This window comes from Dyella flagellata (genome assembly GCF_030160275.1).
Lineage (GTDB): Bacteria > Pseudomonadota > Gammaproteobacteria > Xanthomonadales > Rhodanobacteraceae > Dyella_B > Dyella_B flagellata.
This window is the reverse complement of sequence record NZ_BSOA01000020.1, coordinates 88,137-103,744: the sequence shown is the minus strand read 5'-3', so window position 1 is coordinate 103,744 and position 15,608 is coordinate 88,137. Positions and strand designations below refer to the sequence as shown.

The 15,608-nt window shown below is 56.6% G+C and carries 13 protein-coding genes; 4 read left to right on the top strand and 9 right to left on the bottom strand.

Annotated elements, in window-relative coordinates:
- Positions 1 to 117: 117 nt before the first annotated feature.
- Positions 118 to 1,440: a sensor histidine kinase gene (locus QQJ96_RS11830; protein ID WP_284332254.1), complete on the bottom strand. Its 1,323-nt coding sequence runs from the start codon at positions 1,438 to 1,440 to the stop codon at positions 118 to 120.
- Positions 1,441 to 2,681: 1,241 nt separating this feature from the next.
- Between QQJ96_RS11830 and QQJ96_RS11825 the strand changes: the two genes are divergently transcribed.
- The 4 genes from QQJ96_RS11825 to QQJ96_RS11810 all read left to right on the top strand — a co-directional run bounded on the left by QQJ96_RS11825 (position 2,682) and on the right by QQJ96_RS11810 (position 5,192).
- On the top strand, positions 2,682 to 3,239 hold the full coding sequence (locus QQJ96_RS11825; RefSeq protein WP_284332207.1) for a YybH family protein: 558 nt from the start codon (positions 2,682 to 2,684) through the stop codon (positions 3,237 to 3,239).
- A 190-nt stretch (positions 3,240 to 3,429) separates the two neighbouring features.
- The gene (locus QQJ96_RS11820; protein ID WP_284332206.1) at positions 3,430 to 4,116 is read left to right on the top strand and encodes a DUF4386 domain-containing protein; all 687 of its coding nucleotides are present in this window, start codon (positions 3,430 to 3,432) and stop codon (positions 4,114 to 4,116) included.
- 534 nt (positions 4,117 to 4,650) lie between these two features.
- The gene (locus QQJ96_RS11815; protein WP_284332205.1) at positions 4,651 to 4,905 is read left to right on the top strand and encodes a hypothetical protein; all 255 of its coding nucleotides are present in this window, start codon (positions 4,651 to 4,653) and stop codon (positions 4,903 to 4,905) included.
- Between the two features lie 59 nt (positions 4,906 to 4,964).
- On the top strand, positions 4,965 to 5,192 hold the full coding sequence (locus tag QQJ96_RS11810; RefSeq protein ID WP_284332204.1) for a hypothetical protein: 228 nt from the start codon (positions 4,965 to 4,967) through the stop codon (positions 5,190 to 5,192).
- A gap of 67 nt (positions 5,193 to 5,259) precedes the next feature.
- Here the strand turns inward: QQJ96_RS11810 and QQJ96_RS11805 are convergent, their stop codons facing one another.
- From QQJ96_RS11805 to QQJ96_RS11770, 8 genes are all read right to left on the bottom strand, one after another.
- Positions 5,260 to 6,492, bottom strand: coding sequence for an ABC transporter permease (locus tag QQJ96_RS11805; RefSeq protein WP_284332203.1), 1,233 nt, complete (start codon positions 6,490 to 6,492; stop codon positions 5,260 to 5,262).
- A gap of 10 nt (positions 6,493 to 6,502) precedes the next feature.
- Entirely contained in the window at positions 6,503 to 7,810 is a 1,308-nt protein-coding gene (locus tag QQJ96_RS11800) for an ABC transporter permease (protein WP_284332202.1), read from the bottom strand.
- A 187-nt stretch (positions 7,811 to 7,997) separates the two neighbouring features.
- Positions 7,998 to 8,726 (bottom strand): LytR/AlgR family response regulator transcription factor, encoded by a 729-nt coding sequence (locus tag QQJ96_RS11795; RefSeq protein ID WP_284332201.1) that lies wholly within the window; start codon positions 8,724 to 8,726, stop codon positions 7,998 to 8,000.
- 8 nt (positions 8,727 to 8,734) lie between these two features.
- On the bottom strand, positions 8,735 to 9,850 hold the full coding sequence (locus QQJ96_RS11790) for a sensor histidine kinase (protein ID WP_284332200.1): 1,116 nt from the start codon (positions 9,848 to 9,850) through the stop codon (positions 8,735 to 8,737).
- A gap of 294 nt (positions 9,851 to 10,144) precedes the next feature.
- Positions 10,145 to 10,540: a carboxypeptidase-like regulatory domain-containing protein gene (locus tag QQJ96_RS11785; RefSeq protein WP_284332199.1), complete on the bottom strand. Its 396-nt coding sequence runs from the start codon at positions 10,538 to 10,540 to the stop codon at positions 10,145 to 10,147.
- A gap of 425 nt (positions 10,541 to 10,965) precedes the next feature.
- Complete coding sequence (locus tag QQJ96_RS11780; protein WP_284332198.1) at positions 10,966 to 11,217, bottom strand: hypothetical protein; 252 nt, start codon at positions 11,215 to 11,217, stop codon at positions 10,966 to 10,968.
- 89 nt (positions 11,218 to 11,306) lie between these two features.
- Positions 11,307 to 13,262, bottom strand: coding sequence for a S9 family peptidase (locus QQJ96_RS11775; protein WP_284332197.1), 1,956 nt, complete (start codon positions 13,260 to 13,262; stop codon positions 11,307 to 11,309).
- 280 nt (positions 13,263 to 13,542) lie between these two features.
- Positions 13,543 to 15,114, bottom strand: coding sequence for a tyrosinase family protein (locus tag QQJ96_RS11770; protein WP_284332196.1), 1,572 nt, complete (start codon positions 15,112 to 15,114; stop codon positions 13,543 to 13,545).
- Positions 15,115 to 15,608: the final 494 nt, after the last annotated feature.

Here is a 15,608-nt window from a genome sequence, read left to right as displayed (position 1 = left end):
TATATCAGCCTGCGGCCGAATTGACACCGGTGTCAAGCCGTGGCGCAACATGCCCGAAATGGCTCCGGGGAAGCCAGCCTGGGCAAGCCCCAGATGGTGCAAAGCCAGCGTGTGTCGCTACACGATCAGGTTCTGTGGAGGCACGGAGACCCGCTCAAATATGAGCCTGGCGATCGCTCCATTGGTGTCAGTACGTGGATGCATGGACACAGTCCAGCCATAGAGATCACACAATCGACGCACGATGGCGAGACCTAGGCCGGCTCCACTACCACCAACACCTTCACCCCGCACGCCGCGTTGAAATAGACGTTGAGCATCTTCAGGTTTAATTCCCGGCCCCGTGTCGATTACCTCTACGCTCCTATCACCCACATCTATTTGAACCGTTCCTGCAAGGGTGTACTTAATTGCGTTGCCGATCAAATTGGTCAATGCAACCGAAACGACCACCGCTGGTGCGTTGACAGTGAGCACTTTTCTACCAGTGATCCGCAACTCGACTTCAATTGGCTTGCCACGCAACTGGGGGCGTTGACTTTCGATGACGTCCGCCGCCACTTTGGCGACTTCAGAAATTTCGCCTCTAGTCGGGCCTCGACGTTCAGCACGCACAAGAAGAAGGAGTGCTTCAATCAACTCAGTGGCTTGACGCGACGCCCTTTCGATACGCTTGACCCGCTCCCGAATCTTTTCCGTCATATCGGGTGAGTCAAGGAGCAGTTCTGTGGTACTGGCTATCACGGCCAAAGGTGTACGTAACTCGTGGCTCACATCCGAATTGAATTCGCGCTCGCGTTCCGCCATGACGCCGAGCTGCGCAGCATACTCATCCAGAGCCATTGCCAATGCGCCAACTTCATCATCTGAATAATGCGTTGCCAGTGGCTCGCTTTTGCCATTTTTACGGGAATCGCTAAGGCGTACGGCCAATTGACTCAATGGCTTTAGAACCTTGCGCGATAGCCATACTCCAAGCGCCAACGAAAGCAATGTAAAAAGAACGACGGTAACGATTAACGCAAAGGTCAATTGCTGATCGCCTAGGTCCTCACGCGACACATCGTAGCGAAGGAAGCCTATGACATTCTTCTTGCGTTGAACTGCCAGTTTGTAGTGTCGTAATTTACCGTCATCCCCAATTTCGGTAATGTCGTGAATGCCGGGTTCCAAGTTTTGCCATGCCATCGGCATCTTATAGAGGGTTTGATTACTCTTAATCCACGCCTCCATTAGCTGCGAGTGCGCTGGCTCGTCCGGATGATCGATGGCGTGTTCTACGGCCTGGTTTACATCCTGTTGCAACGAAGACGAGACCAATTGGTCTTCCACCCGAGAACGAATATCAAACGACGCTATGGCAAAAAGCGTCGTCAGGCCAAAACCAAATAGAGCAAAGCTTAGAACGAGGCGAAAACGTAACTTACGTCGGGGATGGATTGGCTTCATGCCACACTGCCACCTATAAATACTGCCTGTCGAAGATGCATTAAAATGACAATGCCTTAGTGCATGTAGGCTCCGAATGCCGGGATAATGTCATTGGGCACAAATTTAACCCGGGCGATACTGTTTTGCTTTCTATCGATGCTTTCAACTAAATGGAAGACTTTCACGTTGCGACGGCTCATTAAGTTCTCCAAGGTCATTATCGATGGTTTGTCGAGTAGGCTTGAAAATTCACTGGGCACGTTGCCCTTGTTGAGGACAGAAGCGATCCGCTCAATCACCAGGAAAGGCGGCATAGGAGTAGGGATGTCGAGTTCTGACTAAGGGCGCCCGACGTTTCGAACTTTAGGTGGTCGCGCGCGACGTTGCTATCGGCGTAGGCCGACAGGAAAGTAGGAAGGAGTGCTGATTTCCATGTGGCTTTATGCTGACACACCGGTCCTAAGGTCCGCCCTTGAGTTGTCGTTGCTTGACGCTATTGGGTGCCAGAACATACGGAAGAATACGTTCTCTATGGACATTTGAAGTTGTGATGGCCTACGCTGAAGGCTGCTAGTGCGTAAGAAAAGTCCGCTAAGCGTTGCATCTCGCGAAAAGATTTCGCTGATGAAAACGACTCGAATCGACCAATCAGGACGGCTTTCTCATCCACTATCTGCGGGAGGCTTACCTGGACCGGTATCCGCTGGTACCCGAGGGGACTTGTTCGCCTAATGTGCATGCGAGGAATTGTCAGCGCGGGCGGAGAGTTTTCAGACGAAGAGTTCTTGCGAATACTGTCAACTCCTTCAACGCGGATAAAAAGGGGAATTGACCGTTTTGGTAAGAAGTGGCGCGGTCCCGTTCGATTTGAACCGTCTGATGACAACGCTTAGGTCGGAAGCGGCTACATCAATCACCAGGGGCCAATTGAGGGGGGCTCCGTGAGCTGAATCACTGGGATCAGATCGCTATGGTTCTCAGTATTCATCCACGGGAGCAACTCGAGCTTCTTTGGTTCGTAACGGTTTTGGGCGACTGGGTTGCTGACAGCAATCGCTATTCCCCACTAGGGCCAGCACGTCGGTCCAGTCTTCTAGAGCTACTGGAACGGCGCCGCAGCGAAATGGATGATGCGGCCTATCGCGAAATTGAGCGGGCGATAGTCCGGCATTGATGGATGCAGGTATCAACGTTTCTAAGGTACCTTTCGTTCGGGTAGCTTGGTTCTTGTTCACAGGTGTCGGAGGATCATGATGGCATTGCAACTGAAGTGGATGGGTGGAATTGCGCTTGTCTTTGTCGCTGGCATGCTTGCCGGGCATTTGCTCGACAGCTTCACGCACGCGATGTTGCCGACGGCGTCGTCGATGGATAACACGGACGCCAATGGCAATGCAGATCTTTCCGGGATCGATGAACTGCACAAGTTGGACGTGCGCGTTACGCTCATGAACAGCGCGAAGGCACTCCAGCAAGAGTGGGCGGACGGCGCCGTTCGAATCCTGCAGGATGCCCGGGTCGATGTGGGAAAGCCGGCGATCTATGCAAGCGATGTCCAATCCATTGCCGCGGAGCCTGGATCGGCCATCGTGAGCTATGAACCGGATATCCGTGACGTTCGTGTCGCCGGGGACTGGGCGTTCGAGTGGGGCTACTTTGATGCTGGCTTCCGGCAGGGAAAAGACAAGCCGATTTCATCGATGCATGGCAAGCTGCTTCGTGTGCTGCGACGAGAGAATGGCCAGTGGAAATTCTTTCGGGTGATGGTTATGTGGAAAGAGGACGGTAAGGCCGAGGCGCCGCAGTGATGAGTGCCTCAAGCCTATTTCTGCTGGAGTCAATAGCGTATCCATGGCTTAGGTCTGCACACATGGCCTTGACAGAAAAAGCGCTTACCAACCCATGTGCCAAAAGTAACTAGGCAGATGTTCACTTTTAACCCAAGCAGGCATAATTGATCCTATTTTCCACAAGTGCTGCGGGGAAGGGGGCGATCCAATGAACGGGAAACAGGCGCGCCGTCTTGCCGCAATCGCTGGGGTACTGATTACGATTTCGATTTTTGCTGGCGGCTTTGCTGAGGTCTACGTTCCTGGCAAATTGCTGGTCGCTTCCGATCCGATGGCAACCGCCAGGAATGTTGCCGCTTCAGCCCAACTTTTTCGGCTCAGCTTCCTGGTTTACTTGATCGAGGCCTTGTGTGATGTAACGCTGACCTTGATTTTCTATATGCTTTTGCGTCCGGTGAGCCAGGCGCTGTCCCTGCTGGCGGCATTCTTTGGCCTGGTTTCTACCGCTACATTCGCCACCAGCGAACTTTTTTACTTCATGGCCTCGGTCCCCGTCCTCGACCAGGCGGTTCAAAGGCAGCTTAGCTCCGACGAAAGCGCTCTGTTCATTTATTCCGCGCTGACTTTGTACGGCTATGGCGGAACCATTTTCATGGTGTTCTACGGCGTCGCGATGGCTATCAAAGGACATCTGTTCTACCGGTCGGCATACTTCCCAAAGTGGCTTGGAGCTTTGCTCCTGCTGGCGGGAGCAAGTTTTATCGTCAAAAACGTTATTGCCGTAGCGTTGCCACAATACGATTCCGATTTGTTACTCGCACCCACGTTCGTGACGATGATTGCCCTTGCTGTTGTTCTGTTGTTCAAGAGCGACTATTCGCGGTGGAACCAGTGACCTGGTAATGGACATGCTTACTTTGCTCGTTGCTGAAGTTGGTGCCATTCACGAACTTGCACGGCCGCTCCATGGACGGTTCAAAACCTTTTGCAAAGGATTCTTCTGACAGCCGTTGGGGTGCATGTGCACGTAAGGAAAACATGGGGACGCCTCAGTCTAGGGTTCAGGTTCATGTTTTTTATAAATCAACATGGTTCCGTTTTTTTAGATATGTAAGAGACACCTCTTAAGCACATATTGACGTATGATTTACATCGAAATTGATATTCTTTAACGACTTGGGTATGTCGCTAGCTCTATTTGAACCGGCCATGCTTTTGTGGCGGCTGCTAGCATCGCCACCTTGTGGCTGACGCAATTCGTGCGTCCTCCTAATTAGCGTCACAGCTTCGACTTTAGATTTTGCGTTGCAAAACGTAGGTCGGCTTCACCGTAGCATCAGCACTGTCGCTCGAAAACGAGCGCAGCGGATCATGGGCGTGTTCGTGAATTGGACGCGGTTTCCGCGTAGCCAAGAGGGAGGTATTTGACATGTCATCCATCACGCTTGGAAACATTTTCATCGCAAACGGCCAGTCACAGGGCTGGATCACCACGTGGAATAACTCCGGCTGGCAAGGGGACACGTTTATTCAGCCCCAGCCACTGAATACCGGGGCTTCTTTGCTGTATGCCGGATCAGAGTCGGTAAGCCTGAACAATCATGGCCAGTATTCGTTTGGCTACACGGTCAAGAATAACGGCCCCAATTCCACCTTTTACAACCTGCAAATTGGGAGCAATTAGCCGCCGGATGTTAGTGCAGGCGGCAAGAAACTACCCTCCAACGACACAAGGGGCAGATCATGAAGCTCGCAGTCAGCTATGACACGGACGGAACCATTCTCACCATGTTCGACCCGGAAAAATTGCGTGGTGCTGATTTTACGGTGCATTACGTCCCCTCGAAAGGTGAGAAGCATGAAGTCCTTGAGGTGCCAAAGGACCTTGCGTCTGTGCCGTTTACAGACCTCCACAAGGTGGCACGGGTGAATGCCCAGAATGGAAGCGCAAGGTTGGAGCGCCATCAGTAGGGATTGTAAGACCGGGTTATCGAGAGTTTCTTCAGCGACCTGACACCTGACGGTGTCAGGTTTCGCTTCATGCGCTTCGCGTCGCCACCACGGGTGGCACGTGCGAAGCGCGTAGCGCGGGGCCTAGCACGGCGAGTTGGCCGATGGCCCATAGCGCTAGTGCGCCTGCCGGAAGATAGAGGCCAGGTAACCGCGGTAGTTCGTAATGCGCCATCAGGAACACGTTGATGCCGTAAGCCAGCATCATGCCCAGCACGATGCCCAAGCTCACGAGCAGGAAGTTTTCGGTCTGGAAGTAGCGAAGGATATCGCCACGGGTAGCGCCCAGCGCGCGGCGCACGCCGATGGTGCGACGGCGTTGCGCTACCCAGAAGCTGGCCAGGCCAACGATGCCCAGCGCGGTCACGGTGAGTAGCGCCGCGATCACGCCGGCCAGGATGCCGGCCATGGCACGGTCGTCGGCGAAAAATTTCTCGCGCAGCTCGTCGTAGGTCTGCTGCTTGGTCACCACTCGCTTCGGGTCGGCCTTCTTCAGCGCCGCCACCGCAGCCTTGAGCACGATTTCCCGTTCCTGCGGACGGGTGCGGATGACGTAGCTCCAATCCTTGCCCGCGCCCATGAAGATCGGCAGGATGAACGAGTAATGCGCAGTCGCGTCGTCGTAGGGGGTGCCGCGCGCCAGGTCAGCCAGCACGCCGACTACCCGCACACCCAACTGGTCGGTGACGTAGATCGTCTTGCCCAGCGGGTTCTGCCCCGGCCACAAGCGATCGGCCAGCGCCTGCGTGATCACCGTAACCGCGGGCAAGCCCTTCGTATCGCCGTTGGCCAATCCCTTGACCACCACGTCTGCATTCATGAATTCTTCCGGGGCCAGATAGCGCCCGGCCACCAGCCGCGCGCCCATGGTTTGCGGAAGGTCCTCGCCGAAGTAGCTGGTGGCGGTGAGCGTGCGCTCGTGCTGCGCCGGATCGAGCTTGAGGTTGGAATTTGCCGAGCGGCCTTCCATTGGCAATTGGTTGGTCAGCGCTACGGCTTGCACGCCTGGTACCTGCCGTAACACGGCAAGGTCTTCGCGCGCCCGCGCGTAGATGTCGGGCGTGGGCGCGATCTCGGCCAGCTGGATCTGCACCAGCGAGTGCTCGTCGATACCGCTGGTCATGTGCATGTGTTGCAGCCGGTGGCCGATCATGAACACCGCGTTGCATACGATCGCGCAGGTCAGCGCGATCTCAAGGATCAGTAGCCATGAGGTGGTTTTGTGGCGTCGCAGCGTGGATAGTATCGGTCGCACTTCCATCGTCGTACCTTCAATGGCTCTTGAGCTGGAGCGCGGGTGCCACCTGGCAGGCACGCCAGGCCGGTAGTAGGCCGGCGAGCAGGCTTGCTCCCAGGGCCAGCAGGAAGGTTGTCATTAGCATGGCGGGATCGAGATGCGCCAGCGACGCATAGTCGGAAGGACGATGCCGCACTATCCACAAACCAGTCAGAGCCAGCAGCAATCCACCCACACCGCCCGCCAGGCCCACCACGCCCGATTCGATCAGCAACTGCGCAAACAGTGCTCGCCGCGAGGCCCCCAGCGCGCGCCGCACGCTGAATTCGGTGCCGCGACGCAAGAATTTCGCCAGCATCAGGCCCACCGTATTGACCAGGCAGACCAGCAGAAAGCCGAACGCCAGCCCGGTCTGCAGGCGTACGTCATCGGGCACCACTTGCTGGTAGGCCAGCCATTGCATCACGTTGCGCAGGCGCACGTTCGGCGCCTTCACGAAACGACCCAATGCCTGCTGCTGCGCTGAGTAGTGGATCAGGAACTCCTGGTAATCGGCTGCCTTGGCCGGCGTGTCCAAGCGCACCCAGAACTGCAGCCACACGCAACTCGGCGAGGGATAGATGCGTCCCACGCCGCCGGTTCCATTGCCCCAGCAGTCGCTGGAACCCTCGTGCTGCAGATGCAGGTCCAGCGCCGACTGCAACGGGATGAACACCTGCTCGGCATGGCCGTAGTAGCCGGTGTCGAGATCGTAGAAATGCGGATTGGGCGCCCAGTTGCCGAGTACGCCCACCACGCGAAACAGACTATCGGCCATGCGCAGGGTGCGCCCCACGCTGTTGGCCCCGCCGAACAGTCGAGCGTTAAGATCGCTGCTGATCACCACATCGCGCGCTTTCGCTTCGTCGTCGGCCGCATCCCAGCCACGGCCGTAACGGAACGACGCCGCGAACATCGGGAAGAAATCCGCCGTGGTATAGCGCGCTTCCACGTAGAACGGATCGATGGCGGCGAAGTCTGGTTGCACCGGTACCGTGCCGCCGGTCATCAATGCCTGGCGGTCTGCCCGCTTGGCATGCAGCAGATTGAAACCGTCGATCAGGGTAAGCTGTTCCGGCGGCTCCTTGCCCGGCATGGCGCCGCTGTTGTCTCGCGGATCGATCTGCGGGTAATACAGTGTGCCACTGCGTCCAGGCAGCGGATCGCGCGTCAGTACGTGCAATACGGTAAGCGTGGTCATCGATGTGCCAATGCCTAGCGCGATCGCCAGCACCATCAGCGCGGTGAGCGCCTTGTTGCGCCGGAGCATGCGCAAAGCAAGCTCGAAGTAGTAGCCAAACATTCCGTTTCTCCCCATGCACTTTCGCTTCTGCAAGGAGCTTGATCCAGCGGCGATCTGCCGACAGCAGATTTGGGGTGAACGGAGACGCGGCGTGGCGAGAGGGGCGTTAGCGGTAATTAAAGCTCGCCGTAATGACGACTCGCTTTGATATGACCTCGACGCGGATTTTCAGTTCGCGGCATTTGCCTTACAGGCCCATGCGGGCAAATAAGGCCTCACGATACCGCCGGCTGAGTCGGAGAATGCGACCATTGTGCAGGTGGATTTCGTAGTCGCCCTTGAAGAGGGGTGTGAGCGATCCGATAGAACCGAGGTTTACCGCTGTCGACTTATGGATACGCACGAAGCGCTGATCGCCCAGTTGGGACAGCAGATCCTGCAGCGTCCTGCGCAAAAGGTAGGTACGTGCAATGGTGTGCACGTGAACATAGTTATCGTCGGCTTCGAGCCATTCGATGGATGCTGCGTCGATCAGTTGTAGCCGCTCGCGATCCGGCACGAGCAAGCGCTCGCAAGAAGGTGTCCGTGCTCGCCCCATCGCTACTGCTGTAGCGCCGGACTCATGGGCGTGCAGCCGTTCCCGAACGCGTTGCACCGTGCGCGCGAATCGTTCCTGGTCATAAGGCTTGAGCAAATAGTCGATTGCATTGAGATCGAATGCCTTCACCGCATGCTCGTCAAAAGCAGTTACGAAGACGATCAGCGGTGCGCTGGATGGCTCAAGCTGCGCGGCCACCTGGAGTCCTGACAAGGCCGGCATCTGGACATCGAGAAAGGCCACTTGCGGACGAAGCAGTTCGATGCACTGCGCCGCTGACAATCCATCCTCGGCCGACCCGACCACAGCCATATCCGCTTGCTCGGCTATCCAGCGTTCGAGTTTCTCGCGGGCCGGTGCCTCGTCGTCGGCGATCACGGCGCGGATCATTGTAGGGTGCCAGTGAGTGGTATCAAAACACGCGCGGCAACGCCGTCGCCCTCGTTGCGGACCAACAGGGATGCCGCATTGCCGTAGATGATGCTCAGCCGCTCCCGGCAGTTGCGAAATCCCACACCATTGCCACGTTCCTGTGCCAGCTTGGAACCCGAGTTGCTTATGCAGATTTCCAGCGAACTCTTTTCGCGCTGGACACGGATGTGGATGCGTACAGGCGTCACCGCAGGCTCGACACCGTGTTTAAACACATTCTCCAGCAAGGGCTGAAGCAATAGTGCAGGAACGGGGGTATCCAGGAGCGTCCGGTCGGTCTGCCAGTTCAGCGTCACGCGATCCCGGAACCGCTCGCGCATGATATCCGCGTATAGCTCAAGCGTGCGGAGTTCTTCGGCAAGCGTGGTCATCTCGCTCTCAGCGGATCGCAGACTGATGCGCAGCAGGTCTCCGAGCGCGGTAACCAAACGGTCGGCTCGCGCCACGTCTGTATGCATCAGGGCGGATACGGTGTTGAGTGCGTTGAACAGGAAATGCGGCCTAAGTTGACCCTGAAGTTGCGCAAGCTGTGCCTCGGCCAGCGCCTTCTGCGTTTGCAATAAACGGTGCCGCTGGACTTGCCACTGCCCATAGGAATCGATACCAAACAGGACCCCGAGCCACAGTCCCGTAAATATCGTCAATTTGGCGCTCTCGTACACAAAGACGAAGCTCCAGCTTGAGTGCTCATAGGTGCGGCCAATTGCGGCGTAGACGCCAATTCGTATCGCGTATACGGCTGCAATGAAGGTGACGGCGACCAACGGCAACCATCGCAGGTAGCCACCAAACCAGACCAAGGGCCTTTCCAGATACGGCGCATAGCGTCCGCGAACCCGGACGGCTAGCAACATCCACACCGTCAAGACCAGTGTGGAACTTCCCTCCCACAGGACCGGTTCCCACCAGCGGGTGAGCGGATTACGAAGCGCGTCCTCGATGGCAACGCTGATCATGAGCAACCAGAATACCGCCCATAGCGCCCAGAACGTGGACAAGGTCTTCGGAGGAAGCGCCACTCCGTAGTCGGTGTGGATGCCAGCCGGCGATTGGCGAGATAACACGTTCATGGTGACTCAGTGTAGCCGCACCTGCAGCGACGGGAGTCGTCCATGTGGCAAGCGGGACCTGTGCGGGGTAAAGCGGATGTTTGCCAGGCATCAAAAGCCGCCTTGCCAGCGTTTTGATGGCGCTGCCTCGTTTCGCCCTTTCCAGCCTCGGTGTGCGTCCGGCCCTGATTCCCATGGCGGGTAAGAGCGAGATCGGGCGCTTAACTAAACTGCCGATTCGCTGTAAATGGCCCGTGGCCGGGTGCCCAAATGTCGGGTGTCATGCCCAAGGGCATGACACCCAGGCCCACGCGATCAGCGACCAAACGTTCCCGTGCACTGGTCGTTGTCGCAAACAAAATCCACTTGGGATGCTCGGCTAGCAAAGAGCGGGACACCCTGTACCTTGGCGAGCGTCTGGCCATTCCTTTCCAGCGAGACGATGTAGGTTCCGGGTATCAGCGAAGAGAAACTGTAGCGGCCTTTGTTGTTTGGGCTCCCGTGCCGGGTCGCGCCGTTGTCGCTGTGCACCGTGATGGTGCTGTCAGCGGGCGCCCTGCCAAAAATGCTGGAGCTGGTTGACTGTGCGTGGGCAGCGTTGAGAGCGATGGCGCCCACGGCGCTCAGGGCTATGGCCGTGATGAGCTTGAGCGGGCGACGGCGAATTTGATCCTGTTGCCCCAAGGCTAGGGGTTTTTGACTGGCTTTCATGTGGGGACTCCTGGGTTTGGCGCGCGACAAACCGTTCAACCGCTTGCGCAGTAGCCGGCTTGCGATCGATGTCGATGGCATCGCGGCAGTGGGGTGGCTGCCGAGGTACTTAGCTTCCTTGTTTGATTCACTCCTGATCGTCTGAATCGGTCTGTTGGATGATCCAGGGCGAGGGTGGGTTTAAATTAACCGAAAGAGCGTACGTGGGGCATGTGAAGGTCGTAATGCATTTTTTTTCACCACGGGCTCAATCCCCGTGGTTTCCTTGGGGGCCGCACTGTATGCGCGTCTGGCGGAGCGTAGGCTGGGATGACAATCCCAGCATCGGGATGCCGTGTGGAAAGCTGGGATTGGCATCCCAGCCTACTCGCTGCGAGGCGCGCATGCGGTGCGGTGACGGGCGCGTGGAATAGATCAGAGCATGCCTAGATCTGGTTGTCCCGGGTGGCTTTACGGTAGCGGTGTTCCTGCACGAGCCACGTCACTACACCATAGAGCGCGCCAGCAGAAAGCCATACGGCTGCCGACTGCGCAATAGACAATCTTGAGTGATGGAAAAGAAAGGTCATCACCACGAACATCGGCAGGCCGTATGCGACCACGCCAGTAAGAAGGACATAGGACAGCATGCCTTTCTCCCGGGCCTTTGACCAGCGATCTTTCTCTTTCGGATCCATTAAAACTCATTCTTGTCTGTACGCAATCAACCGATAGCTTTCCGTTGCGGGCGCGTGGCTTCGCCACTGAACATGGTAGCGAAGCAAGTCTAGTTCGTTCGCACGCCAGGCCCGATATTCTTTTCGAGAAAGCTCTGCACGTGGTTGTACATGTCCACGAGATCTTTTTCCTTGTAAAAACCATGTCCTTCGTCTGATTTTGTCAGCCATTCGTAGGGCTTGTGCGCGGCATCCAACGCGGCGCGCATCGCCTTGGCTTGTGCAAAGGGTGCGCGTTCGTCAGCCTCGCCGTGAATCAACAGCACCGGCACGTCGATCTTGTCGGCGAGTTTGTCGGGTGAGTTGGCCGCCAGTTGGGCAGGGTCCTTGCCGATGGCTTGCTCCAGGTAATTTTTCCCGAACTCGCCTTCCTTGATATCGCCCTTGGTGAACATCATGGCAAGATCGTAGATGCCGGCATAGCCGATCGCGCATTTGAACAGGCCGGGCGCGCGAATGACCGTCATCATTGCCGAATAGCCCCCAAAGCTGCCGCCAAAGACGCATACCCGCTTGGGGTCGCCATAGTGTCTCGCTTCGGCCCACTTCACGCCGTCGATCAGATCCTGCTGGATGCGCGTTCCCCAATTACCGTAGCCGGCATCGACGAAGCCAGGGCCGCGACCACCCGATCCGCGGTAATTGATTTGCAGGACAAGATAGCCACGACTTGCAAGAAACTGCGCGTCGGTGTCGAAAAACCAGGTGTCGCTGATGCCGAACGGGCCACCGTGCGGCAACAGCACCATGGGCAGGTTGTTCATGCTGGCACCCTTGGGCACCGTAAGAATCGCTTCCAGTGGCGTGCCGTCGCTGGCTGTGAAACGCATGGGCACGCGCGAACTCATCTTGTCGGGATCGATACTTGCGTTTTCCGAGAACAACTTATCAACTTTCCCGGCTTTCAAGTCCAATAAGTAGTACGTGCCTGGCTCGCGATCGCTACTGACCTTGAAAACAAGTTTGGTTCCGTCTTCGCTGAAACTGGAGAAACTGACAAACTCGTTTGGAAATTTGCTGAGCAACACCTGATAAATCTGGGCCAACGGTCTATCACCGTTGATAACGGTCGATGTGGGTATGCCGGTGGACGGAGCCGCGGCGATGGGTTCGTCTTGCGGTGTCCACTGCACATAGCCGATGCTGCCGAAGTCGTCCTTGGCCAGCAGTTGCGATTGGGTGCCGTCCGCATCCGTTTGCACCAGCGAAAACGGGCCGCCTTTGACGCTAGTTTGTGCATACAGATGCTGTTTGTCTTGCGAGAAGCCGATTGGCTCGAAGCGCGGGTTGTGTTCGTCGTCGGCGAGGCGCTGCCATTGGCCGTTACGCATGCGATAGACGACATACTTGTTGGATACGTTCAAACCTTGTGCGTAACGCGCATTGCCATCCGGGTCCATGGTGAAATCCATGTCGCCTACGTTGATCTCTCCGATCTGGTGGCGAACGCCGGTGCTGGCATCGACGTCATACAGCCTGCTATAGGTTTCGTCATCCGACATGTACGTCTGCATGTAGAAGTGACCGTTGGCTTTCGATGGGAGGCTCGCAATGGTGGCAAAGCCGTGGTCGGCGATGTACTGCTTCCCGCCGCGACCGCTCTGGCCCTGTTCGCGGATGAACATGGGCTGGGCCCGCTCGTCGCCCAAGTCGGTGGCGATAATTTCACCCATACGTTCCGGAAAATCGAGCGAGCCGAGGAATTTCGCCAGTTCGACTACGAGGCGACCGGAGTCCGTCCATGCGATATTGTATGGAACTTGACGACGGGGTAACCGCTTGGTTTTTGGATGGCGCATGTCATCCAGAGGAAAAATCAGCACGGAATGGTCTTCGCCCTGCTCAAGGGCTGCCGCCAGATACTTTCCGTCCGGTGACAGCCTCGGCATCGAAAAACCGCCGCTATGCACAAAGGCCCCTACCGGCACTTGGTCGCCGGCTGCTGCAAAGACAGGCATCAACATACACAGCACGGCCACGAAGGCGTGCGCACGTCCCTTTCTCATGTTTGTCCCCAGTTTGCTAACGATATGTCACACGGCCCGGCCCGCCTGTTCCCCCGGGGCTGCGCTCGTGGATTCCAGTGTAGCCAAATTATGGGAGATTGACATGTCGCCTCCGCCGTTGTCCTAGCGGCGGAGCTGGCGTTGGAAGCGTGTGCGGCGGGCGTAAATCGCTAGCACCGCGGTTATCCCAGAATCTCAGGGAGCGGCTTTGCTCAAGCGCTGGGCGACATGCAGGTTATCGCCGCTGGCCAGAACGTATCCCGCCCCGGTCAAGGAGCAACTACTGCCGAAGTTCGACAGCACCGATGGTCAATTCCGCATCGGGCCGAAGAGTGGCCTGAGGCGTTATGATCGGTTCGCTTGATGCGGCCTGGCTCTTGCCAGTAGGTACTAGTCCTGAGCTCGCCTCGAATTGAATTGTCAGATCTTTTGTGTTTGGAAACCCAAGCGTTTGCAGCTGCTGGGTTACATCGTATTCGAATGTGCGGGCTATTGGCCCGGTACGTTCCATGTGGCCCATGCTGGCCATATGATCGAAGACGCCGAACCAATTGATGGTAGCAACGTAAATTCTTCTTGGTGATCCACCTTTTCCAGCGACATATACATCCACAAGTGCGCCTGGTGCGAAGCGTGAGCTCACATCGCGTAGCACGAGTTCCGTGCGATAGAGCTGGGTATTCGGGTAGATCGTCACATTGACGGAAGTAATGGTCGAGTTTAGAGGGAACGGTGTGCTCGAAAACAAAATGTTCGGGAAGGCTTGTTCGACGTTGGATGGTGGTGAGATCTGCATTGCCGCCACCGTGGGCGTTGATACGCGCGTGCATTGGCTATCGTTGTCGTAAACATAGCCTAGCGCTTTCGTGTCAAGAAAGTCCTTGACGGGTCGAGTCACCTCGGCGCCGGTTTCATCCACGAAGGTGAAGCTCTGGTTTTCCCACGTGCCGGGTTGCTCGTTGGGGTGAAGATACTGCCAGCAGGCCCACATGCGGTCGATGTTCGTGTGGTGCATATAAAAGATTGGATCGTTGGCTGCCACGCCTACCAATCCCATCAGCGCTACCGGGCAGGTGTGCACCATGGCGCAATGCACGTTGCCATGCACACCGGATTCAATGTCCTTTTCATACTGGAGAAAGGTCGTGTCCGTGGTCAAAGGGCCGTCGATATTGGTTATGTTCGGGTTCAACGCGAGTAGCCCTTGGTTCACTGCTGGGGATCGACGCCAATCGTAGAGTGGAGAGGTAGTGTCCCGGAACTCAGCCGGAAGCGCCGTTTCGGCAGGATTGGTGTAATCCCAATATGGAAGAGTTAATGTGGGATCGCCCGCAGCCCAGCGCATCACACGTTCCAAATAGTAAAGATACATGCGATGCCAACCGAAGAAGTTCACCTCGGTCCCCGGCGGTGAATGCTGGCACGTTGCCCAGATGGCCTTCGCAATCGCATCTGGCGGTGTCTGGTCTACAATTCCTGGCTTGCCCGTGGTACCGACCAGATATGGCAGGTACTGCGCCAGGCCATCATTTGTCAATTGTTGGCTCCGTTCGGCAAGCGTCCCGAACGAGCTGTTAGGCCCAAGGTAGCCGTGAATATTCGCCCAATATTTCCAGCTCCGCCGGAAGTCGGCTGAACCTGGCGGGCTGTTATCGAGCGATCTCATCTTAGCGACAGCTCTCTGGAAGCTGGCAAGCCGCTTTGCGCCATCAACACCACTGACAAAATCCTGCCACTTCATGCGAACTTGCGGAGGGGGTGAGGTGGTCTGCGCGGCCGCAGCGTGGAAATTCAGGCTCGCGACCGCAAAGCAAAGTACCGTCACAAACAACGAAGGGCGCAGGGATTTCATGGCTCCTCCCTTTTCAACAGACATGTACAGGAAAAAATTTAGAAGCGTGACACTGTCTGCGATGCGCGAAAAAAGACCTAATGAAAAGTCCCTGTCGCATTTCTCGGCGAGGACATAAATAGGCCTGCACGGCGAAGTTTGTGCTGAGAAACGCTCGGCGAAAAAAATTTGTCGCCGATAGCACTCAGATTGAGGAACGAGTTCCTGTATCTCCCTACGGAAGTAGGCGAAAGATGCCAGGATGCACAATTAGTACGAGTGATAAGAGCGTGATAGCCTTTCCATTCGACGTTCACACTCGGCCCTGGCTGCCGTTCTCAATGCGATCCGTTGCCGTGAGAACCATTAGTTGCTTGGGAAAGGAAGGACTGCATACCGTGCGGGCAAAGTACAAATCGTAGCGGCTGGCTGCTGCGCGCCCGTCGCTATTGATCAACACAGGCACGGTGTTCAGGCCGGCCGGTATCGAGCGCTGGTGGTGTCAGCAAGGGTCG